Raw genomic sequence first — 22,068 nt, forward strand, 5'->3', positions numbered from 1 at the left:
TTTATTATGTCTGACGAGTTGTTGATTAACGTCACACCGATGGAGTGTCGGGTGGCGTTAATTCAAAACGGCACGGTCAATGAACTATTCGTTGAGCGTACAGCCAAGCGTGGTTTGGTGGGCAATATTTATAAAGGCAAAGTGGTGCGCGTGCTGCCAGGCATGCAAGCCGCTTTTGTCGATATTGGTTTATCGCGTACTGCTTTTTTGCATATCAATGACATGATTTGGCCGCGCAGCCAACCTACACCGAATGTCTTTGAATTATTGCAGCCTGGGCAAATTCTAACCGTGCAAGTGATGAAAGATATGCTCGGTACTAAAGGCGCACGACTGAGCACTGATCTTTCCATTCCTTCGCGTTATTTGGTTCTAATGCCGTATGGCAGTCATATTGGCGTATCACAACGCATTGAATCGAGTGAAGAACGTGAGCGTCTACGCGGGATCATTGAAACCATTCAGGCTGAGCATAAATTACCAGGCTCAGTGATTGTACGCACAGCAGCCGAAGGCGTCGATGAAGCGGCCTTAGTGCAAGATATGTGTTACTTGGCAAAATTGTGGGAATACATTCAGCGTAAACAAAAAAGCATAGCTGTGCCTTCTTTGATTTTTGAAGAGTTGCCGTTACCGCAACGCGTAATTCGTGATTTGGCGAATGATAACACCGCCAAAATTTATGTCGATTCTCGTGAAATTCACGCCAAATTAAAAGAATTTGTGGATGAGTTTGTGCCCAATATGCACAATCGCCTGATTCATTACCCAGGCGAGCGCCCACTATTCGATTTATACAATGTCGAAGAAGATATTCAAAAAGCGTTGCAAACCCGTGTGGCATTAAAGTCAGGCGGTTATCTGATGATTGATCAGACCGAAGCCATGACCACCATTGATGTGAATACGGGTTCTTATGTCGGTGGTCGGACTTTAGAAGACACTGTTTTTAAAACCAATATGGAAGCGACACAGGTCATTGCCCGCCAGTTACGTTTGCGTAATTTGGGTGGCATCATCATTATCGACTTCATTGATATGCAAGAAGTACAGCATCGTGATGAAGTTTTGAGTCAGTTTGAGCGTATGCTTGAACGAGATCATGCCAAGACCAAAATTACCCAAGTGTCTGAATTGGGCTTGGTCGAGATGACCCGTAAACGTACCCGTGAATCATTAGAACATTTACTTTGTGAAGCCTGTCCAACTTGTCAGGGACGGGGATATGTCAAAACAGCAGAGTCAGTATGTTACGAAATTTTTCGAGAAATTTTAAGATACGCACGCGCATTTGAATCACAACGTGGCTTTACTGTCGTTGCGCACCCATCGGTGATTGACCGATTGTTAACTGCCGAAGCGCCAGCAGTGGCGGATTTAGAGCACTTTGTCAGCCGTGTGATTAAATTTCAGGTGGAAAATTTATATACGCAAGAGCAATACGATATCATTTTGAGCTGAAATTGTAACAGGATATCGCTAAACAGTTGTTACATCTGAAATTTTACTTTTTTGAGTGAATTCTCAATACTAAGCATACAGAGTAGCCAAAGCCGAACATCTCCCTCGGTTTAGCAAATGAGGTATGTCATGGGTATGAGTAAAGTTGTGATTCAAAAGAGTTTAAAAGTATTAGATCGTAAAGTGACACATAACGGTTATATTGTGGATGAGCAAGGTAAAGAAACTCAAATTACCACTGCAATGGTTAGCGCAGTTTGTCAGCAATTATTAAAACAGTGTCGTACTATTCAAAAATAAGGGGCAGCAATTGCCCCTTAATTGATTCTATTGAATTATTTTTCTGATGGATTGACGTATCAATCCACGATTTTATTGACCCCTTCAGGCGCATCAATAATCTGTTCAAAGCGCTGAATTTCATCTTCTAAGTGTTGCAATAAGTTTTGCATTTTCGGTAAGGCATGACGACAAGCAGTTAAACCAACTTCTAATTTGTCTAAATAGCTGGTCATGGTAATGTTTAAAGCTTGTCCATCTAACACGATTGAAGCAGGGTATAGTGCATCTAGCTTTGCACCATTCCAATACAAAGGTTCACGTGGGCCAGGTACATTGGAAATCACCAAGTTAAAGGCCTGACGCTTTGGCATAATGCCTGACAAAATATTTAAACCAGCAGCGCCGTAAACAAAAGCACTATAGTTCATAATTTGATTGGCATTCATGCGCTTAAAACGCTGCTTGGCATTTTGTACACTGCGGCGCACAATTTTTAAACGTTCAAGCGGATCTTCTTTGTGCGTACCTAAGTTGGCTAAAATCATGGTGATTCGATTGGATACTTCAGAATCGTCATCACGAATAGAGGCAGGCACCATTGCAATAAGAGGTTTTTTAGGTAATGCATATTGGCTGAGTAAGTACTCACGCAATGCGCCTGAGCAAATTGCCAGCACCACATCATTAATGGTTACGCCTAAAGCTTTGGCAATACGGTGCAAACGTGCAAACTCAAAAGATTGAGCGGCAAAACGACGTGAGGCGCTCACACGTTGGTTTAAGATGGTGCTTGGTGCTTGGAAGCTAGAAACATAATCGGGGTTACGTCCCATATCTTTAGCAACGGTTTGTGATACTTCATAAACTGCGCGAGGGGTTGCTTCAACATGACCTTTAACCCCACCAAAAATTTTCTTTAAACGGCTGACTTTCGGTTCTTTCAGACGTTTAGCACGTGGGCCTTCCACACACCAAGGCGGTACAATTCTTTTTGCATTTTCGTCGTGCGAAAGGGATTTTTCCACCAAACGCATGCCTGCAATGCCATCTACCATGGCATGATGAATTTTAAAGAACATTGCAAAACGATTATCTTCAATGCCTTCAATAATATGGCAAGTCCATAAAGGTTTGGCACGATCAATCAGTGAACTGTGTTCTTGTGAAATATAAGTTAATAATTCACGAATACGGCCTGGTTTTGGCAAGGCGATATGACGGAAGTGATGATCGAGATCGAACTCTTCATCTTCATCCCAAAATAGACCATTGAGCTTATTGTTAAATGGTGCAATAGGCATCGACTTTGAATTGCGAATATCGGCAACCAAGTCTTGAATAAAAGTGTCTGGCGCATGTTCTGGAATTTGGAATAGGAATAATCCACCCACATGCATGGGCTGTTGACGTTTTTCGAGTGACAGGAAAATAAAATCAATAGGGTGTAATGGTCGCATATTGTGGATTGCCTCACTGCAATTTCTACGCCTGTTCTTTGCTGAATAGGCTTTTTAGAGTTATATAAGATTTAATTTCAGTATATCTTTTTTATCAAACAAATATAAAGGTTTTTGCGCCATCATCCGTCAATAAAAATCACAGTAGGTGGGTGATTTTTAATGACCTTAATAGGGTAATAGGGTGGAGATTATTTGAGATTTCCTGCATGCAGACCACATTCTTTGTGCGTTGCTTCTTCCCACCACCAACGCCCTTCGCGTTCATGTTGGTTCGGAAGAACAGGGCGGGTGCAAGGTTCACAGCCAATTGAAATAAAACCTTTTTCATGCAAACGATTGTATGGAATTTCCATCATGCGAATGTAATTCCACACGTCACTACTTGACCAGTTTGCCAGTGGATTGTATTTGATTAATTGTTTATCTGGACCTGAAAATCCTGCATCTGCTTGTACGACAGGAATATCTTGGCGTGTACCTGGACTTTGGTCTTTACGTTGACCTGTAATCCAGCCATCTAGTGTTGCCAGTTTTTTACGTAAAGGTTGAACTTTACGAATCCCACAACATTCTTGATGCCCATCTTCAAAAAAGCTAAATAAGCCTTTTTCTTGAACCAATTGTTGCACTGCTTCAGTTTCAGGAAAGCAAATTTCGATCTCAATATTATAATATTTGCGTACAGTTTCTAAAAATTGATAGGTTTCAGGATGCAAACGTCCTGTATCTAAACTAAATACACGAAATGGCACACCTAAATTGGATGCCATATCAATCAGCACTACATCCTCCGCACCTGAAAATGAAATCGCGACTTCGCCTTGCTGACTTAAGGCAAGTTTTAAAATGTCACTCGGTGATTTATCGGCATATTCAGTCGCGAGTGCATCAACAATGTCTATGGTGGGAATGGTGCGCATAAATCTTCCTACAGTCGGCTTGAGGGCTAATCTTTGTTCTTGAGCGAATTATTTTAATGGAATTCCTAAAAAGGTCTTATCACTAAAAAATAAATGCTTATGAATGAAATAGATTTAAAAAAGAACAAGGCAAATACCAAATCTTCGGCTATGATAGGGAAAAATTTTTACAGGTATTTTGGGAGAACCCATGGAAATCGTATGTCTTGATCTTGAAGGTGTGTTAGTTCCAGAAATTTGGATTAACTTTGCTAAAAAAACTGGCATTAAAGAACTTGAAGCAACTACACGTGATATTCCAGACTACGATGTGTTGATGACTCAGCGTTTAAATATTTTAAAGCAGCATGGCTTGGGCTTAAATGATATTCAGGCCGTGATTGCAGACATGGGGCCATTCCCGGGCGCGAAAGAGTTTGTAGAGTGGGTGAGCACACACTTCCAATTGATTATTCTTTCAGACACGTTCTATGAGTTTGCACATCCGTTGATGAAGCAATTGGGCTGGCCAACCATTTTCTGTCATAAATTAGAAACAGATGAAAATGGCATGATTACAGCATACAAATTGCGTCAACCCGACCAAAAGCGCCAGGCGGTTAAAGCATTACACGGTTTAAATTTCCGTGTAATTGCTGCAGGTGATTCGTATAACGACACCACGATGCTAGGTGAGGCGGATCATGGTTTCTTATTTGATGCTCCTGATAATGTGATTGCAGAATTCCCACAATTCCCGCCAATTCGTGGTTATGATGCGTTAAAAGAAGCTATTCGTAATGCTTCAGTGCGTGATATTCCCGCTTAAGTTTTTAAGCTAAAAGAAAGGGCACTTTAATAAGTGCCCTTTCTTTTATGGAATCTATCAAAAAATTAGAAACGGTAACCTATTTTCATGCCATAACCGAGTGCATGGTTATCTTCAAAATCGCCCACGATATCTGTACCACGTTTTGCTTTGGCATCACCTAACCAGAAATATTTTACGCCAGCTTGAATAAAATAGTTTTCAGCAGGGCTGTATTGACCACCTAAACCTACGCTCCAGAAGCCTTCAACAGGGCCTAAAGTAGTTACAGGGTTACCTGCACCAGAATCCCAACCTACAGATGCAGAACCTGACCATTTGCTACTGAATTTGTGACCTAAACCCACAGTTGCTGAATATTGATCATCAGAATAGTCAATTAGGTTTTGACTAATTAATGGATGTGATAATAATTCTGGGCTAACTACAAAATTATCCCAATGCACCCAACGTAAGTTCGCGAATGCTAATGTATTTTTTGCAATACCAGTTTGTAAATCAAGGTTAACTGATTGAGGGGTAATTGCTTCTACTGGACTATTAACAATTTTACCAAATGGAAGTTTAGAGGTTTCAGTAGAAGATGCATTATGTTTGATTTCTGATCGATATGTAATCGAAGCTTTTAAAGCAATTTCAGGAATTTGATAAGCAAATCCTGCCAGCCAGCCAAAAGCTTCTTCCTGTTCAATTTTAATATTATATCCACTTAATGCTTTATAAGCTGCACCATATAGTTTAATTTCAGCTTCTACAGTTTGCCATACTGGGCCTGCATAAATATTCCAGTTTTCAGTAGGTTGATAACCAATTAATGCAGTTAAATTATGCGTACGGACTTCAACTTTTGTTCCTTCAGTACCGTCAGAGAAATCTGAACCATCAACTTGATAGGTTGCATCAGCACCATAAGGTTGGTCATATAACAGACCTAGGGAAATTTTATCCGTTGCTTGAACTTTAATGGCTGCAGAAGGGAAATAGTAGTCATCTCCCATATCTTCAACTTTATTACCGCTGATATCTTTACCTTTAACAGTCGGATCAAGAACCGAAATACCTGCTTCTGCATAATTACCCGGTTGTAAAAATGCAGCAATAGATTGACCAGAACGGTCTAAACCAGCAGCAAGCGCAGATGTAAGTGGGAGAGTGCTAAGTAAAATAGCCGAATAGATTTTATTGAGCTTCATGGTCGTTCCCTGATGCTTTATGTAACAAAAAGTGCAGGAAAAGTAACATATTTAAAAAAAGAGTAAATGCTCAACTTTGCAGAATAAATGAACTGAATAAGTTATAAATTGTACTTGATTAGAGTAAATGTACTATTAATTAATTTTAATTCATTGAATTTTATTGAATAATTTTTTGGACGGATGTTCGAGTAAGTATAAGTTTGATTGTTTTAAATTTGAACATTTGGTTAACACTTGTATAAAAACTGGAGGTTTTAAGTGCAAAAAAAGCCACCCTGAAGGGTGGCTCCTTTGAAAACTAAGAGATTAGAAGCGGTAACCAATTTTTAAGCCGTATGCCCATGCATCGTTGTCTTCAAACTCTGCAACATAATCAGAACCGCCTGCTTGAGCACCAGTTTGGGCTTTTGCATCACCTAACATGAAGTATTTTACACCACCTGCAATAAAGTAGTTTGTAGCAGGTGAGTATTGAACCCCTAAGCCAACGTTCCAATAACCTTCAGTAGGACCAAGAGTTGATACAGGGTTACCTGCGCCAGAGTCCCATCCTACAGACACGTTACCAGCCCATTGGTCATTTAATTTGCGACCAACGCCTACAGTTGCAGAAATTTGGTCATCTGTATAGCTGACTAAATCGAAACCACCTTTAGGACCTTGACCTAGTGAACCAAGAGCTTCTGCTGCTTTACCAAATGCATGAGGGCGAATAGAGAAATCTTTCCAATTTACCCAACGTAAATTAGCAAATGCGACTGTATTTGCCATAACACCAGTTTGGAAATCTAAGTTTACTGATTGAGGAGTTGTGATTTCAGTTGTTCCTTTACCAGCATTTAGATTAATTACACCAGGAAGAGTACCTGCTGGAATTGCAGATTCAACCATAGTTGTTTCGTGATCAATTTCAGAACGGTAGGTTACAGATGCTTTTAATGCGATTTCTGGAATTTGGTATGCCAAACCAGCTAACCAGCCTACAGCGGAGTCTTCTTTAATTTGAGCATTATAACCACCAAATGCTGCAGGTCCACCATATGCAAACCCGCGTAACTGTACATCACCTTTAACAGTCTGATAGACAGGTCCACCATAAATATTAAAGTTTTCAGTAGGTTGGAAGCCTACTATCATTGATAGATTTTGCGTATCAACCTCTACGGCAGTTACCTCACCACCGCTATGGAATAAACCACCGCCGCCTAATAATGCAGAACCTTTATCCGAGCTTGAGTAAGCTGCATCCGCGCCAAATGGTTGATCATAGATTAAACCAAAAGAAAATTGATCAGTTAATTGGAGTTTTAAGGCAGCGTGAGGGAAGTAATAATCACTTCCCATATCTCCTAAATTGGAGTTTTCAAGACCGATCGTTGGTGCAGCCTGAGCAGGTTGACCTTGTGGAACCCAATTATCTTTTACTTTACCTGAAACATTTGGATCTAATACAGAAATACCTGCTTCAAAGTAGTTACCCGGTTGTAAGAACGCAGCAATAGATTGACCAGAACGATCTAGAGCTGCAGCAAAAGCACCTGTCATTGGTACAGTTGCTAAAATCATTGCTGTGCTTAGTGCTTTTAATTTCATTATACATTTCCCTTGGGCTATAAAGTCTTTTATGACAGTTTTTGTTGATGCTTTAAGCTTTCATTTAGGATGATTTCGATTTGTGCAAACCGAGACCATTTGTTACTCCATGTGACAAAAATATCACAATTAAAATAAGAGTAAATGCTCTAGAAAAAACTAATCAGTATAAAAAACACGCTGAATAGAGTATTTGTTCTAATTGGCGTGGGTTTTTGGCTTGTTAGTGATTGAAATTAAATAATAAAATTTAAAAATCAATCTCTTGTTTAAATGTTTTTAATTGGTTAAAAAAAATACTTTTTTATCTAAACTCATTTTGTTGCAAGGCATATTTTGCAACAAAATGGGGTGCATTAACGTGTGGTTTTTCCAAGCTTTGCCAAAAGAATGACAGGAATCAGCCCAACCAATACAATTAGTAAAGCTGCTACTGCGCCATCTTCATAAGTGCCCCTAGACGCTTCTGCATATAGCTGGGTAGCGAGTGTTTCCATATTTAAGGGACGGAGCAACAAAGTGGCAGGTAGCTCTTTCATGCAATCTACAAAAATTAATAAAGCTGCAGAAATAATAGCAGGGCGTAATAATGGCAGGTGTACACGCCACAACAGTGCAAAGTTGTTTTGCCCTAAATTGCGTGCAGCATCATCAAAAACACCATGAATACGGTTATAGCCTGACTCAATGCCACCTACTGAAATAGCTAAAAAACGCACAGCATAAGCATAAATAAGGGTAAAACTAGTGCCGAGGAATAATAAACCTGTGTGTATCCCTAATTTAAATTCTAAAAAGTCGGCAATGGTATGATCAATTTTACCCAAAGCCAGCATGAGACCAATCGCTAAAACGGTTCCTGGAATGGCATAACCTAAGCTAGAAATGCGGCTAAACCAGTTATGTTTGCTAAAACGTGCAGCACTAACAATAAAGAAGCCAATCAAAATAGTTACCACAGTTGTAAGACTGGCAAGGATTAGTGTGTTGATGGATGCTTGGATCAGATAATCTGAGAACCCTGCATATTGAATACGTTTATAGGATTCGACCAATAAATGACTGGTTGGAATTAAAAAGCCAATACAAACAGGAATTAAGCCCAAGCCTAGTAACACAAGCGCTTTAAGCCCTTTGACCGATTGTGCAGGCATTAAACGGCTGCGTTGAGCCGAGTTCATATACCGCTGTTTACGTCGTCCTAAACGCTCTACCAAGACCAATAAGGTAATAATCATCAACATGAAAATGGCAATTTGTGCGGCGCTGGCTAAATCGGACTGATTGGTCCAGGTTGAATAAATCGACAAAGTTAAGGTTTTAATGCCTAAAAATTCTGTTGCACCAATATCATTAATGGTTTCCATTAAAACCAGACTAGTACCCACAGCAATCGCAGGACGTGCTAATGGAATCGCAACACGTAAAAACACTTGATCGGGTTTTAATCCTAATGTACGTGCGACCTCAATTAAACTGGCCGATTGCATCAGAAACATTGCACGGGTGCTTAAATACACATACGGATACAGCACAAAGCTAAGTAAGAAGATGCCGCCCCAAACGCTACGAATATTGGGAAACCAAAACTGTTGTAATTCTAAATTAAACCAATCACGCAGAATGCTTTGCACAGGACCAATAGGATGCAAAATGTCGATATAACTATACGCAATAATATAAGTTGGTACAGCTAAAGGCAGCAGTAAGGCCCAATCTAAAAATGCACGACCTCGGAATTGATACGCTGTTACAATCCATGCGCTGCCTGTACCAATCAGGATGGTGAGAATCCCCACACCCAACAATAAAATCCCTGTTTCTGCCAACGTGTGTGGAATTACATAACGCAGCAGATGCCCCCAAATTTCGCTATCACCTTGTAATGCTGTCCAAATTAAAGTGAGCACAGGTAAACAGGCGAGTAGCGTCAATAACCCACTGAGCGAAAATAAAAAATTAAATTTATTTTTAAGCATTGCAATAGAGGTACTAAATAAGGGGAGGGAACAGCTGAGCATCTTACAGTGCAAAGCGCTGCACTGTAAGACAAAAGCAGAAAATTTTAGCGGTTAAACTGGACTTTATCGACCAATAAGTTGGCGGCTTTACGGTGACGTGCAATATCGCTTAAACGAATTGAATCAATATTCAGTTTGCCAAAACTAGCAATAATCGGGTCAATTTTTACCCCAGGTTTGACAGGGTATTCAAAGCCGTTTTGTGCATAGATGGCTTGCGCATGATCCGAGGCTAAAAACTCGAGCAGCTGTACCGCTTCTTTACGGTTTGGTGCATGTTTAGAAACCACTGCACCCGATACGTTGACATGCGTTCCACCATTTTTAAAACGTGGTAACACAACATTAATCGCATTGCCCCAGCGCTTTTGTTCCGTATCACCTGTACGCATCGTGCCGACATAATAGGTGTTGGCAACGCCAATATCACAAATTTTACCTAAAATATCACGTGCCACATCACGGTCACCACCGCTGGCTGGGCGAGCTAAATTGGCTTTCACACCACGCAACCAAGTTTCGGCTTGTTTTTCACCATGATGGGCAATATAAGCCGCAATTAAAGCAGTGTTATATGGATGGTTGCCTGAGCGAATACAGATTTTATTTTTCCATTTTGGATTGGCTAAATCTTCATAAGTAATCGCATTAAGCGGTGTACGGTCTTTAGAGGCATAGACGGCACGTGCACGCATCGACAAGGCATACCAATGACCATTGGCAGCACGTAAATTGGCAGGAATTGCACTATTTAAGGTTTTAGAACTCACGCGCTGAGTTAGACCACTTTCAACCAAATCAACCAAGTTCCCAAAATCTACAGTCAGCATCACATCGGCAGGCGAGCGACGGCCTTCTGCTTTCACACGTTCTAATAAACCATCTTTAATAAAAACCGTATTCACTTTTACCCCAGTTTTTTGGGTAAATTCAGTCAATAAAGTTTGAATGAGCACAGGTTCACGTGTGGTGTATAAATTGACTTCCGCTGCTTGTGCGACACTTGCACCAAATGCAAGTAAACCTGTAACAAGTAATGATAGTTTCGACAATGGTTTCATACAGTATTCCTAATTAAAAAATTTAAATTGAAATCTAAACCTGAACAGCAGCTTGAGTAGAAGATGAAGCAGTGGGTGATTGTTCATCAGACGCCAAGTAATAACAGCTGTTTAAATTGACAGAAACATAGACTTGTTCAGCGGGCTGAATATCTTGAAGATGACTGACTTGCGCCAAAAGAGTGAGATCGTGATCGCGTAGTTTTAGACGCAGTTGTTGCGCATGTCCCATAAAACTGGATGACACAACGCTTGCGGGCAACGCATTTTCACTTGGTGTTTGGCTGACACGCAAGTGATGCGGACGGAAGCAGCAAACGATTGAGTCTTGAGCGTTTACATGTTCTGGTAAATCAATCTTGCCAAATACAGTGTGAATTTCTTGCTGCTTGATGCGCGTTGGAATTTCATTCAACGAAGAAAAATATCGTGCAGCAAACAACGTTTTCGGCTGTAAATAAAGTTGTTTCGGTGAACCAATTTGAATAATTTGCCCTTGATGCATCAAAATAATTTGATCGGCAATTTGCAATGCTTCTTCTGGGTCATGTGTCACGATAACCGTAGTCGTTGCAGTTTGTTTGAGGAGTTGAATGGTATTTTGACGAATTTGATCACGCAGACGATGATCCAAATTTGAAAAAGGTTCATCCATCAACAAAACTTGCGGTTCTGGTGCTAAGGCACGTGCTAAGGCAACGCGTTGTTGTTCGCCGCCCGAAAGTGTATATGGATAGCTGTCTTGATGATGCAACATGGAAACATGCGCTAAAGCTTGTTTGGCAATGGTTTCCCGCTGCGCTTTGGGAAATTTCTTTAAGCCAAACATAACATTGTCTAACACACTTAAATGTGGGAAAAGTGCATAATCCTGAAACACTAAACCAATATTGCGTGCTTCCGCAGGAATCTGTGCTTGCTCACTCCACAAGGTATTTTGTTCCAGTTGGATTGTGCCGCTGCTTGGTGTTTCCAAGCCTGCAATCAGACGTAGCATTGTGGTTTTGCCGCAGCCTGAATGACCTAATAAACACACAATTTGTCCACTCATCGCTGACCATGTTGCTTGTTGCACTGCAAAACGCGAACCAAACTTTTTACTGAGCTGTTGGATCGTCAAGACATTGGCAGGTTGAGCAGCGTACGCATTCATAGTTTATTCACACGACAAATTTTGTGCTCAAATGATAACTAAGAACTCTTCTCATGTAGAGTCTTTTTATCATTTAGAATGTAAATGATGTAGTTTTTGCTACAAAAAGTTGAAATATCAACTGAAAACAATAGGTTGGAATTTAAATTATTTTAAGTGCAGCACTTTATTTATGGGCTATTAAAAGGGGGGGCTTAAAAGCAAAAAGTTACTGCCGAAGCAATAACTTTTCAATTTTTAGAAATCTGTACTATGCGTACTATGCAAATTAAGGTTTTTTCGCATTAAGCACTCTAAATAAAATGTACATCAAGACCACCCATACAGGAATCATAATGACTGATTCTTTAAAGCCTTGAGTCCACATAATATAAAGTACCACTGCAATAAACGCTAAAACCAAATAGTTGCTAAATGGTGACCATAGCGCAGGGAACTTAGTTGGAATCGCTAATTTTTTCAGTGTGCTGGTAAATTTAAGGTGAGTCAAACTGATCATCGCCCAGTTTAAAACCAATGCACCCACAACAATATACATGAGGTGGCTTAAAGCTTCTTCAGGTACAAAGTAGTTCAACAATACACAGCCGAAAATTAATACCGCAGAGAATAATACTGCTGGAATTGGCACACCTTGTTTATTCACTTTTAGGAAAATTTTTGGTGCGTTACCTTGTTTGGCTAAACCAAACAGCATACGGCTGTTGGCATACATCCCACTGTTATACACAGAAAGTGCCGCAGTCAAAATCACGAAATTCAGTAAGTGCGCTGCCCATTCAATGCCCATTTGACTAAAAATCATCACGAATGGACTTTTATCTAAACCACCTAAATCTAACTGATTCCAAGGCACTAAAGACAATAGAATGGTGAGTGAACCGATATAGAAAATTAGAATACGGAACACTACTTGGTTAATGGCTTTTGGAATGGTTTTTTCAGGATCTTGCGCTTCTGCGGCTGCCATACCAATCAACTCAATGCCGCCAAAGGCAAACATGAGGAATGCCAGCATAAAGAACAAACCTTCAAAGCCATTCGGGAAGAACCCCCCATGCGCCCAAAGGTTGCTGAATGATGCGGTTGAATTGGCATCTGCAGAAAGTAAGAGATATAAACCAAACACAATCATCGAAACCACAGCAGCGACTTTAATGATTGCTAGCCAGAATTCTGACTCACCATAGAACTTTACATTGCCCAAGTTAATAATGGTAATCACAATGAAAAAGAACAGTGCCGATGTCCAAGCAGGAATATGCGGCCACCAATAGTTAATGTATTTGGCAACTGCGGTGAGTTCTGCCATTGCCACCAAAATATACAAAATCCAATAGTTCCAACCTGCTAAAAAGCCGGGGAATTTACCTGCATATTTATAGGCAAAGTGACTGAATGATCCTGCAACGGGCTCATGAACAATCATTTCCCCCAATTGGCGCATAATTAAAAATGCAATAAGACCACCAATGGCGTAACCCAAAATAATAGAAGGGCCAGCAGATTGGATGACCTGCGCGGAACCTAAGAATAAGCCTGTACCAATTGCGCCACCCATGGCAATCAATTGAATATGGCGGTTCTTTAAGCCACGCTGAAGTTGTGAAGACTCGTTGTTCAAAGTATTCAGCCCGACAAGGAAAAAGTGACAAGATTGTAATAGATCAAATTTCATTAGCCTAGTAGCTAGGCAATAATGAAATAAATTTATAATAAATATTAAAATATTTTATGGTTTTTATTTGTATAAAAGATAAGTGAATCAATATATTAATTTTATTTTTGCCTTATAAATCAAGATGACTGGTTAGGGTGAAATTTACCAAATGTTGTTTTTTTATACTTAAGTCAAGACCGCGATACCTTTTGAATAAAAACCGTTATGATGCAAAAGGGTCTTTTTATATGGCCATAACAATCAAAAAACAAGGGAATAAAATTCATGCGTTTTGCACCACAAGTTAAAATTCCAGCGACTTATATGCGCGGCGGTACCAGTAAAGGCGTATTTTTTAAACTTGATGATTTACCTGCAGCGGCACAGCAGCCAGGCAAAATTAGAGATCAAATTTTATTACGTGTGATTGGCAGTCCAGACCCTTATGCCAAACAAATTGATGGAATGGGTGGTGCAAGCTCGAGTACCAGTAAAACCGTAATTTTAGCCAAAAGCACTCAACCCGATCACGATGTCGATTATTTGTTTGGGCAAGTTTCGATTGATCAGCCATTTGTAGATTGGAGTGGCAACTGCGGTAACTTAACGGCTGCAGTCGGTGCATTTGCGATCAGCAATGGCTTGGTTGATGCCAGTAAAATTCCAGAAAATGGCATTTGTACTGTACGTATCTGGCAGAAAAATATTGAAAAAACCATTATTGCGCATGTTCCAATGACGCATGGTCAGGTGCAGGAAACGGGTGATTTTGAGTTGGATGGCGTGACTTTTCCTGCCGCAGAAGTACAAATTGAATTCTTAGACCCTGCCGATGATGGCGAAGAAGGTGGGGCAATGTTCCCAACTGGAAATGTGGTGGACACTTTGCATGTGCCAGATATTGGAACATTCCAAGCGACCTTTATTAATGCGGGTATTCCAACAATTTTCCTAAATGCAGAAGAAATTGGTTATACAGGCACAGAACTGCAAGATGCAATCAATGGTGATGCACAAGCTTTGGCACGTTTTGAAACCATTCGCGCTTATGGTGCTAAACAAATGGGTTTGATTCAGGAAATTGCTGAAGCTGAAAAACGCCAACATACGCCAAAAATTGCCTTTGTTTCTGCGCCAAAAAGTTATGTATCTTCAAGTGGTAAACAAATTCAGGCTGAAGATACCGATTTATTGGTACGTGCATTGTCGATGGGTAAATTACACCATGCCATGATGGGCACAGCAGCAGTCGCGATTGGTACAGCTGCAGCCATTCCGGGAACATTGGTCAACTTGGCTGCGGGCGGGGGTGAGCGTGAAGCTGTACGTTTTGGACATCCATCAGGTACGCTTCGTGTGGGTGCGCAAGCCGTGCAGGAAAATGGACAATGGCAAGTCAAAAAAGCTGTGATGAGCCGTAGTGCACGTGTATTAATGGAAGGTTGGGTGCGTGTACCTGCGGAAACATTAGAATAAGTTTTGCTTCGAACAGACCCTAATTAACTAAATGCAGCCTCTATTTCGATAGGGGCTTATTTATGGCTGAAATGTTATATCAGTTCAGTTAAGGCTTAAAAAACTTTGAATTACAGGTACAATGCTGCAACACAGGCAGCTTACTGCTTATTAGACATGAACCAACAACTCGAGGCGAATGTGTCATCACTTCACGATTTACAGGCGCATGCATTAACCGCAGCCCAACAACGTATTCAGCAAGACTTGCTTACCGCTTTAGAGGCTTTTGCATTGCCAGAACCGTTAAAGTCTGCCGTGCATCATGCCGTCATGTTGGGTGGTAAGCGTGTTCGTCCTGCCTTGTGTTATGCCACCGCAGCGTTAAGACCGAATCAGAACTTTGCTGCGGTACGCCGCGCTGCGGTTGCGATTGAACTAATTCACTGCTACTCATTGGCACATGATGATTTGCCATGTATGGACAATGACTTGTTGCGTCGTGGGCAACCAACTTGCCATGCGGCGTATGGTGAAGATACTGCATTGTTGGCAGGCGATATTTTACAGTCGATGGCATTTGAAATTTTAGGCAGTCGTTTGTTTGATCAGGCTGTTGCAGTAGATCAAGGCATTGTGCTCAAACAGATGCAAATTTTAGCCACCGCTTCTTCAAAAATGGTCTGTGGTCAGGTTTTAGACTTGCAGTCTGAAGGTAAACAGGTGGATCAGGCGACTTTGGAAAATATCCACCGTAATAAAACAGGGGCGTTAATTTCTGCAGCGGTGATGATGGCAGCTGTGACCGTGTTTGATGGACGAGATAAAGCGATTCCGCAATTGCGTGAATATGCACAGGCGATTGGTTTAGCCTTTCAGGTACAAGACGATATTTTAGATATTATTTCGGATACTGAAGTACTAGGTAAAACTGCAGGGAAAGATGAACAAGTTGAAAAATCGACCTATCCTGCACTCATGGGCTTGGAAAAAGCACAAGCTTATGCACAAGAATTGCACGATCAAGCCTTTGCTGCGTTGGCATATTTTAAAACTGATACCGTCTTAGAGTTACAGCAAATTTCCGAGTTTTTATTGTCACGTAAAAGCTAAATTATTCTAGATGGAGGGCTTGTGGCTCTCAATACTCAAAAGCGAGCAGATGCTCGCTTTTTTGTGCTTTATGAAAGTGTTGGCTGTTTTAAGCAACACACTTTAATGCAGATTCTATACGGCTTTATTCTTGTAGCGTTGCATCAGGTGGTAAAATTGCTTTGCCTTGTTTTAAGCTGTCTAAAGCCTCGCGGTTAAAATCTACCAACAAAGAATTATTTTGTGGATCAATCGCATAACGGCTAATTAATTTTTGATCGCCTTGTAAGGTTTCAAGGCGGTATTCATCTGCAATATTCATAATGCCGTCTAAATTAATGGTGGCAGATGCTTTGTCTTGGCGAAATAACTCGTAAATATCACGCAGGTCAAAAATTGCATTTTGTGCGTCAGGATGTTTTTCAAAATAATTTTGCAAATGACGAATAAATAATTGCGCAAACATAAAGTAATTTGGTTTGTGGGTATAGTCTAAGCTCATGTGTTTACTCCTTATTATTCAAATTTTTAATGCTTACTAGGAATAGCACACTCTGGGTGAAAAATTAAAGAAACTCAGGGTCTAAGTTGCAAAAACTACACAAAATTTTGTGCGGCTTAAACTAAGCTGAAACCTGAAGTTGCGATGATCTCTCTATAAATTTAAAAACTTTGCAACGAACCGCTCAATTGGTGTTTTGGAAAAAATAATCACAACTGACTTATCTATTTGTTAAAGCGATTAAGAGCCCTACGGAGTAGTGGAATTCTAAAATATCAAGTATTTGAATAAAAAATCATCCGAAAGACTAAGACTTATGAACTAGCAAGTGAAATCATAAATCAGGTACAATTGGCGTGATTAATTTTGTGTTTGGTGTATTTGAAGGCCAATACATACATTCTTTGTTAATAAATAGGCCTGCCAGGAGTTATCCCCGCATGAGTGCCATTACTCCATACGAATGGGCAATTATTGCCTTCGTGATCGGCGTTACATTTTTATGCGTCTTTATGCTGACCGTTCCTTTACTCCTTGGGGGTAAATCATGGGGGCGTGCGAAGCAAGAGCAGTTTGAGTCGGGTGTTGTAGGTGCTGGTGGAGCACGTATCCGCTTATCTGCAAAGTTCTATTTGGTTGCAATTTTCTTCGTTGTTTTCGACTTAGAAGCACTTTATCTATACGCATGGGCAGCTTCTGTTCGTGAAGTAGGTTGGGTGGGCTTTGCAACGGCTGCTGTATTTATTTTAGTTTTACTCGTTGGCTTAATTTATGAATTATCAACTGGTGCGCTGAACTGGGCTCCATCTGATAAGCGTAAAGCAGCAGGGATTAAACCTAAAATTGGTTCGCCAAATATGGATCTTGCAGAAATCACACGCTTTAACTCAATTGAAGAATTGGTAACGGACCCTACCGGTCAAATTCCAGCTCAATCCTCTGGTCGTGTAAAAAAATCTGCGACTACCTCATCTGACAAGGAGTAACTCGGGATGAAATATACCTTAACCCGTGCGAATCCCGATGCTGATCAATATCCACTTCAAGAGCGTCAGATCGTAACCGATCCGCTTGAAGAAGAAGTGAATAAAAATGTGTTCATGACTCGTTTAGAGGACTTGGCACATACAGCAGTAAACTGGGGACGTAAGAACTCAGTTTGGCCGTTTAACTTTGGTACATCGTGCTGCTACGTAGAGTATGCAACTACCTTAACAGGTGTGCATGACTTGTCACGTTTTGGTGCAGAAGTTATTCGTGCTTCACCGCGTCAGGCAGACTTGATGATTGTTGCAGGTACGTGTTTTGTGAAAATGGCACCTGTAATTCAACGTTTGTACGAGCAAATGCTTGAGCCTAAGTGGGTAATCTCAATGGGCGCATGTGCAAACTCAGGTGGTATGTACGACATTTATTCAGTTGTGCAAGGTGTGGATAAAATCATTCCTGTGGATGTGTACATTCCGGGTTGCCCACCACGTCCTGAAGCATTAATCCAAGCATTGATGTTATTACAAGACCAAATTCAATTAGAGCGTCGTCCGTTGTCTGCGGTGATTGGTGATGATCTTAAGCCAGTATATAAGCCGAAGATGATGCCAGAACGTGACCGTAAGAATGCGCAGCGTATTGCGGTGAAAAACTTACGCTCTATGGATGAAATTAAATAATTTAAACGTACAAATATTGATGCACCCGACGGGTGTAGTTGTCGTTTAGGTTGACTGAATTTGTATTAAATAGGAAGCCAAGCCAATGGCTGAAACTGACATTGCTATGCCAGAATCAACAGCAGTTGATTCACGCCCAGCATTTGCAATTGTAGAAGAGCTCAAAACCAAATTTGGTGAGAACTTCTATGTGCAAACGACTTTTGAAGATTTTCCAACAGTCTGGGTTGAGCGCGCACGTGTACAAGAAGTTTTAATGTTCTTGCGTACAGTGTCACGTCCATACGTGATGTTGTTCGACTTGTCTGCGGTAGATGAGCGTTTGCGCACTCACCGCGATGGTCTACCTGCGTCTGACTTTACTGTGTTCTATCACTTGTTATCGCTAGAGCGTAACACGGACATTCGTATTAAAGTTGCGTTGAATGAGAGTGATCTCAATATTCCAACAGCAACCAACATTTGGCCAAATGCCAACTGGTACGAGCGTGAAGCTTACGATATGTTTGGTATCAACTTCGAAGGGCATCCAATGCTTCGTCGTATCTTGTTGCCAACATATTGGGAAGGTCATCCGTTACGCAAAGAGTATTCTGCACGTGCAACTGAATATACACCGTATATGCAGAACCAAGCCAAACAAGACTTCGAGCAAGAACACCTTCGCTTTGTGCCTGAAGATTGGGGCTTAAAGCGCGGTAATAAAGACGAAGACTTCATGTTCCTGAACTTGGGTCCTAACCACCCATCTGCGCACGGTGCGTTCCGTGTAATTTTGCAGTTGGATGGTGAAGAAGTGAAAGACTGTGTGCCAGATATCGGCTATCACCACCGTGGTGTGGAAAAGATGGCTGAGCGTCAAACTTGGCATTCATTCATTCCTTATACAGACCGTGTGGACTACTTGGGTGGTTGTGCGCAAAACATGCCGTATGTCATGGGTGTGGAACAACTGGCAGGCATTACTGTGCCAGACCGCGCACAATGTATCCGTGTCATGATGTCGGAATTGTTCCGTATCAATAACCACTTATTGTTCATTGGTACTGCAATTCAGGATGCGGGCGGTATGACCCCTGTATTCTATATGTTCGCAGACCGTCAAAAAATCTACGATGCGATTGAAGCTATTACGGGTTACCGTATGCATCCAGCATGGTTCCGTATCGGTGGTACCGCACACGACTTACCAAACAACTGGCAACACCTGATTCGTGAAATCTTAGAGTGGATGCCAAAACGTATGAACGAATACTACACTGCGGCATTACGCAACTCGGTATTCATGGGTCGTACGCAAGGCGTAGCGCAGTATGATGCGAAATCTGCCTTGGCTTGGGGTGTGACAGGTACTGGTTTACGTGCAACAGGTATCGACTTTGACGTGCGTAAATACCGTCCATACAGTGGTTATGAAAACTATGACTTCGAAGTACCTGTAGAGTACGAAGGCGATGCTTACGCTCGTGTACTGGTTCACTTCCGTGAAATCGAAGAGTCATTGAAAATCATCAAACAATGTCTAGATAACATGCCATCTGGTCCATATAAAGCAGACCATCCATTGGCTGTTCCACCACCAAAAGACAAGACATTACAAGATATTGAAACCCTGATTACGCACTTCTTAAGCGTGTCTTGGGGTCCTGTAATGCCTGCTGGTGAAGCATCTGTAATGGCAGAAGTGGTGAAAGGTGCATCTAACTATTACTTGACTTCAGATAAGTCGACGATGAGTTACCGTACCCGTATTCGTACACCAACTTTCACGCATTTACAGCAAATGCCTTCTGTGATTAACGGCAGTCTGGTATCTGACTTAATCATTTATTTAGCGACCATTGACGTCGTAATGGCAGACGTGGATCGCTAAGGGGTAAACGCATTATGATGATTTTGACTGATAAAAAGCCACGTGTGAATGTTGAAGGGATTTTAACTGCGGAAGAAATCCATGAAATTGAACATCACATTGGTCATTATCCGTACCCACGTGCAGCATCTTTAGATGCCTTGAAGTGTGTACAGCGCCGTAATGGCTGGGTAGATGATGCGCAGCTCAATGCGATTGCACAGCTTCTAACCATCAGCGTTGCTGATTTAGAAGGTGTCGCAACATTCTATAACCGTATTTATCGCCAGCCTGTAGGTCGTCACGTGATTTTATTGTGTGACTCGATTGCATGCTTTTTGATGGGTGCAGAAACACTTGCAGAAGCATTCCAGCGTGAATTAGGCATTCAGTTTGGTCAAACGACTGCAGATGGTCGTTTCACGTTATTGCCAATTTGCTGTTTAGGAAATTGCGATAAGGGTCCAACCTTGATGATTGATGAAGATACTCACGGTTTAGTTGAGGTGACATCGGTGCAACAGTTATTGGAGAAGTATGTATGAATACCGAACCAAGACCAATTTATGGTGACGGTAACCCAGAAACGCATCCATTAACTTGGCGTTTAAGCAAGCAAGAGCACGTGCGTAATGCAGATGATTACGAAGCACTAGAAGGCTATGCAGGCTTTAAGAAAGCGATTTCTATGCCGCCTAAAGATGTGCTTGAAGTCATTAAAGCTGCGACAGTGAAAGGTCGTGGTGGTGCAGGCTTCCCAGCAGGGATCAAATGGTCACTGATGGCACCAAACGACAATTCAGGTCCACGTTACCTGATTTGTAATGCCGATGAGATGGAACCGGGTACTTTCAAAGACCGTTTGTTGATGGAAAAACTTCCACACCAACTGATTGAAGGTATGCTGATTGCTGCGTACACGCTTGAAGCAACCCACGGCTATATCTTTATTCGTGGCGAATACATCGAAGCTGCACAGTACTTAAATGAAGCGATTGAGCAAATTCGTGCCAAAGGTTATTTGGGCGAAAACATTTTAGGTACTAACTGGGGCTTTGAACTATACGTGCACACGGGCGCAGGTCGTTATATCTGTGGTGAAGAAACCGCATTGATTAACTCGCTTGAAGGTCGTCGTGCTAACCCACGTACTAAACCACCATTCCCGCAAGTTGCAGGGGCATGGGGTCGTCCAACGATTGTCAACAACGTAGAAACCTATAACAACTTACCTGCAATCATGTTGCGTGGTGCAGAGTGGTATATCGGTTTATCTGCAGGTAAATCGAAAGACCCTGGCACAAAAATTTACGGTGCTTCTGGTAAGGTGAAATTCCCAGGTCTATGGGAGCTTCCATTTGGTACGACTGCACGTGAAGTAATTGAAGACTATGCGGGTGGCATGCGTGATGGCTTGAAGCTAAAAGCATGGTTACCGGGTGGTGCATCTACCGACTTCTTGGCAGCAGAACACATTGACTTGCCTATGGATGCAGAAAGCATCATGAAGGCAGGTTCACGTTTAGGCACGTGTTTGCTTATGGTGGTCGATGAAACCCAATGTATGGTTTCTGCAACCCGTAACTTAGAAGAATTCTTTGCGCGCGAATCATGTGGTTTCTGTACCCCATGTCGTGATGGTTTACCGTGGGCTGTAAAAGCACTCAAAGCAATTGAAAATGGCGAAGGGAAAGAAGAAGACATTCAACATCTTCAAGAACTCACCAAAAAATTGTGGATTGGTAAGACCTTCTGTGCTCACGCACCAGGTGCGATGGAGCCATTAATGGGCGCACTCAAATATTTCCGTGGCGAGTTTGAAGCAAAAGTGGCAAATAGCCGTCCTGCTGCTCAAGCTAGCAACGTAGAACAAGCTTAAGGA

19 protein-coding genes are annotated in these 22,068 nt (G+C 41.5%); 10 read left to right on the forward strand and 9 right to left on the reverse strand.

Features of this window, described 5'->3' with window-relative positions:
* Nucleotides 1-6: 6 nt before the first annotated feature.
* Nucleotides 7-1,461, forward strand: a complete 1,455-nt coding sequence (gene rng / locus FTV28_RS02570; protein WP_104852376.1) for a ribonuclease G — start codon at nucleotides 7-9, stop codon at nucleotides 1,459-1,461.
* Nucleotides 1,462-1,590: 129 nt separating this feature from the next.
* The gene (locus tag FTV28_RS02575; protein ID WP_004975418.1) at nucleotides 1,591-1,761 is read left to right on the forward strand and encodes a PA1571 family protein; all 171 of its coding nucleotides are present in this window, start codon (nucleotides 1,591-1,593) and stop codon (nucleotides 1,759-1,761) included.
* A gap of 59 nt (nucleotides 1,762-1,820) precedes the next feature.
* Here FTV28_RS02575 and FTV28_RS02580 read toward each other — a convergent pair whose 3' ends face one another.
* Both FTV28_RS02580 and FTV28_RS02585 read right to left on the reverse strand, forming a co-directional pair.
* Nucleotides 1,821-3,200 (reverse strand): wax ester/triacylglycerol synthase family O-acyltransferase, encoded by a 1,380-nt coding sequence (locus FTV28_RS02580; protein WP_004975420.1) that lies wholly within the window; start codon nucleotides 3,198-3,200, stop codon nucleotides 1,821-1,823.
* Between the two features lie 191 nt (nucleotides 3,201-3,391).
* Nucleotides 3,392-4,123: a phosphoadenylyl-sulfate reductase gene (locus FTV28_RS02585; protein WP_179989363.1), complete on the reverse strand. Its 732-nt coding sequence runs from the start codon at nucleotides 4,121-4,123 to the stop codon at nucleotides 3,392-3,394.
* Nucleotides 4,124-4,313: 190 nt separating this feature from the next.
* Between FTV28_RS02585 and thrH the strand changes: the two genes are divergently transcribed.
* The gene (thrH, locus tag FTV28_RS02590; protein WP_179989364.1) at nucleotides 4,314-4,931 is read left to right on the forward strand and encodes a bifunctional phosphoserine phosphatase/homoserine phosphotransferase ThrH; all 618 of its coding nucleotides are present in this window, start codon (nucleotides 4,314-4,316) and stop codon (nucleotides 4,929-4,931) included.
* 65 nt (nucleotides 4,932-4,996) lie between these two features.
* On the opposite strand, the gene FTV28_RS02595 is transcribed toward thrH, so the two are convergent.
* From FTV28_RS02595 to FTV28_RS02620, 6 genes are all read right to left on the reverse strand, one after another.
* On the reverse strand, nucleotides 4,997-6,124 hold the full coding sequence (locus FTV28_RS02595) for an OmpP1/FadL family transporter (RefSeq protein ID WP_179989365.1): 1,128 nt from the start codon (nucleotides 6,122-6,124) through the stop codon (nucleotides 4,997-4,999).
* Between the two features lie 309 nt (nucleotides 6,125-6,433).
* The gene (locus FTV28_RS02600) at nucleotides 6,434-7,720 is read right to left on the reverse strand and encodes an OmpP1/FadL family transporter (RefSeq protein WP_179989366.1); all 1,287 of its coding nucleotides are present in this window, start codon (nucleotides 7,718-7,720) and stop codon (nucleotides 6,434-6,436) included.
* A gap of 356 nt (nucleotides 7,721-8,076) precedes the next feature.
* On the reverse strand, nucleotides 8,077-9,699 hold the full coding sequence (locus FTV28_RS02605) for an iron ABC transporter permease (RefSeq protein WP_179989367.1): 1,623 nt from the start codon (nucleotides 9,697-9,699) through the stop codon (nucleotides 8,077-8,079).
* 86 nt (nucleotides 9,700-9,785) lie between these two features.
* Nucleotides 9,786-10,802: an extracellular solute-binding protein gene (locus FTV28_RS02610; protein ID WP_179989368.1), complete on the reverse strand. Its 1,017-nt coding sequence runs from the start codon at nucleotides 10,800-10,802 to the stop codon at nucleotides 9,786-9,788.
* 34 nt (nucleotides 10,803-10,836) lie between these two features.
* The gene (locus tag FTV28_RS02615; RefSeq protein WP_179989369.1) at nucleotides 10,837-11,955 is read right to left on the reverse strand and encodes an ABC transporter ATP-binding protein; all 1,119 of its coding nucleotides are present in this window, start codon (nucleotides 11,953-11,955) and stop codon (nucleotides 10,837-10,839) included.
* A gap of 268 nt (nucleotides 11,956-12,223) precedes the next feature.
* Nucleotides 12,224-13,579, reverse strand: a complete 1,356-nt coding sequence (locus FTV28_RS02620) for an amino acid permease (RefSeq protein WP_171287414.1) — start codon at nucleotides 13,577-13,579, stop codon at nucleotides 12,224-12,226.
* Between the two features lie 321 nt (nucleotides 13,580-13,900).
* Between FTV28_RS02620 and prpF the strand changes: the two genes are divergently transcribed.
* Together prpF and FTV28_RS02630 are read left to right on the forward strand one after the other, a co-directional pair.
* A complete protein-coding gene (gene prpF / locus FTV28_RS02625; protein WP_131261531.1) occupies nucleotides 13,901-15,091 on the forward strand; it encodes a 2-methylaconitate cis-trans isomerase PrpF in 1,191 nt (396 codons plus the stop codon).
* 180 nt (nucleotides 15,092-15,271) lie between these two features.
* Nucleotides 15,272-16,183 (forward strand): polyprenyl synthetase family protein, encoded by a 912-nt coding sequence (locus FTV28_RS02630; protein WP_026438338.1) that lies wholly within the window; start codon nucleotides 15,272-15,274, stop codon nucleotides 16,181-16,183.
* 124 nt (nucleotides 16,184-16,307) lie between these two features.
* Here FTV28_RS02630 and FTV28_RS02635 read toward each other — a convergent pair whose 3' ends face one another.
* Complete coding sequence (locus FTV28_RS02635) at nucleotides 16,308-16,664, reverse strand: hypothetical protein (protein ID WP_096901797.1); 357 nt, start codon at nucleotides 16,662-16,664, stop codon at nucleotides 16,308-16,310.
* Nucleotides 16,665-17,104: 440 nt separating this feature from the next.
* Between FTV28_RS02635 and ndhC the strand changes: the two genes are divergently transcribed.
* The 5 genes from ndhC (at nucleotide 17,105) to nuoF (ending at nucleotide 22,065) form a co-directional block, all read left to right on the forward strand.
* Nucleotides 17,105-17,650 (forward strand): NADH-quinone oxidoreductase subunit A, encoded by a 546-nt coding sequence (gene ndhC, locus FTV28_RS02640; protein WP_004975445.1) that lies wholly within the window; start codon nucleotides 17,105-17,107, stop codon nucleotides 17,648-17,650.
* A 6-nt stretch (nucleotides 17,651-17,656) separates the two neighbouring features.
* On the forward strand, nucleotides 17,657-18,334 hold the full coding sequence (locus tag FTV28_RS02645) for an NADH-quinone oxidoreductase subunit B family protein (protein WP_004975447.1): 678 nt from the start codon (nucleotides 17,657-17,659) through the stop codon (nucleotides 18,332-18,334).
* Between the two features lie 85 nt (nucleotides 18,335-18,419).
* A complete protein-coding gene (gene nuoC / locus FTV28_RS02650; protein ID WP_004975450.1) occupies nucleotides 18,420-20,207 on the forward strand; it encodes an NADH-quinone oxidoreductase subunit C/D in 1,788 nt (595 codons plus the stop codon).
* 14 nt (nucleotides 20,208-20,221) lie between these two features.
* A complete protein-coding gene (gene nuoE, locus FTV28_RS02655; RefSeq protein ID WP_004975451.1) occupies nucleotides 20,222-20,731 on the forward strand; it encodes an NADH-quinone oxidoreductase subunit NuoE in 510 nt (169 codons plus the stop codon).
* Nucleotides 20,728-22,065, forward strand: a complete 1,338-nt coding sequence (gene nuoF, locus FTV28_RS02660; RefSeq protein WP_004975453.1) for an NADH-quinone oxidoreductase subunit NuoF — start codon at nucleotides 20,728-20,730, stop codon at nucleotides 22,063-22,065. Before nuoE ends, nuoF begins: the two co-directional genes overlap by 4 nt.
* Nucleotides 22,066-22,068: the final 3 nt, after the last annotated feature.

This window comes from Acinetobacter sp. YH12252 (assembly GCF_013417365.1).
Classification (GTDB): Bacteria; Pseudomonadota; Gammaproteobacteria; order Pseudomonadales; family Moraxellaceae; genus Acinetobacter; species Acinetobacter towneri.

Excerpts from the sequence above, each read along its gene's own strand:
- rng (WP_104852376.1), top strand. The coding sequence starts at position 7 with ATGTCTGACGAGTTGTTGATTAACGTCACACCGATGGAGTGTCGGGTG.
- FTV28_RS02575 (WP_004975418.1), top strand. The coding sequence starts at position 1,591 with ATGGGTATGAGTAAAGTTGTGATTCAAAAGAGTTTAAAAGTATTAGAT.
- FTV28_RS02580 (WP_004975420.1), bottom strand. The coding sequence starts at position 3,200 with ATGCGACCATTACACCCTATTGATTTTATTTTCCTGTCACTCGAAAAA.
- FTV28_RS02585 (WP_179989363.1), bottom strand. The coding sequence starts at position 4,123 with ATGCGCACCATTCCCACCATAGACATTGTTGATGCACTCGCGACTGAA.
- thrH (WP_179989364.1), top strand. The coding sequence starts at position 4,314 with ATGGAAATCGTATGTCTTGATCTTGAAGGTGTGTTAGTTCCAGAAATT.
- FTV28_RS02595 (WP_179989365.1), bottom strand. The coding sequence starts at position 6,124 with ATGAAGCTCAATAAAATCTATTCGGCTATTTTACTTAGCACTCTCCCA.
- FTV28_RS02600 (WP_179989366.1), bottom strand. The coding sequence starts at position 7,720 with ATGAAATTAAAAGCACTAAGCACAGCAATGATTTTAGCAACTGTACCA.
- FTV28_RS02605 (WP_179989367.1), bottom strand. The coding sequence starts at position 9,699 with ATGCTTAAAAATAAATTTAATTTTTTATTTTCGCTCAGTGGGTTATTG.
- FTV28_RS02610 (WP_179989368.1), bottom strand. The coding sequence starts at position 10,802 with ATGAAACCATTGTCGAAACTATCATTACTTGTTACAGGTTTACTTGCA.
- FTV28_RS02615 (WP_179989369.1), bottom strand. The coding sequence starts at position 11,955 with ATGAATGCGTACGCTGCTCAACCTGCCAATGTCTTGACGATCCAACAG.
- prpF (WP_131261531.1), top strand. The coding sequence starts at position 13,901 with ATGCGTTTTGCACCACAAGTTAAAATTCCAGCGACTTATATGCGCGGC.
- FTV28_RS02635 (WP_096901797.1), bottom strand. The coding sequence starts at position 16,664 with ATGAGCTTAGACTATACCCACAAACCAAATTACTTTATGTTTGCGCAA.
- ndhC (WP_004975445.1), top strand. The coding sequence starts at position 17,105 with ATGAGTGCCATTACTCCATACGAATGGGCAATTATTGCCTTCGTGATC.
- FTV28_RS02645 (WP_004975447.1), top strand. The coding sequence starts at position 17,657 with ATGAAATATACCTTAACCCGTGCGAATCCCGATGCTGATCAATATCCA.
- nuoC (WP_004975450.1), top strand. The coding sequence starts at position 18,420 with ATGGCTGAAACTGACATTGCTATGCCAGAATCAACAGCAGTTGATTCA.
- nuoE (WP_004975451.1), top strand. The coding sequence starts at position 20,222 with ATGATGATTTTGACTGATAAAAAGCCACGTGTGAATGTTGAAGGGATT.
- nuoF (WP_004975453.1), top strand. The coding sequence starts at position 20,728 with ATGAATACCGAACCAAGACCAATTTATGGTGACGGTAACCCAGAAACG.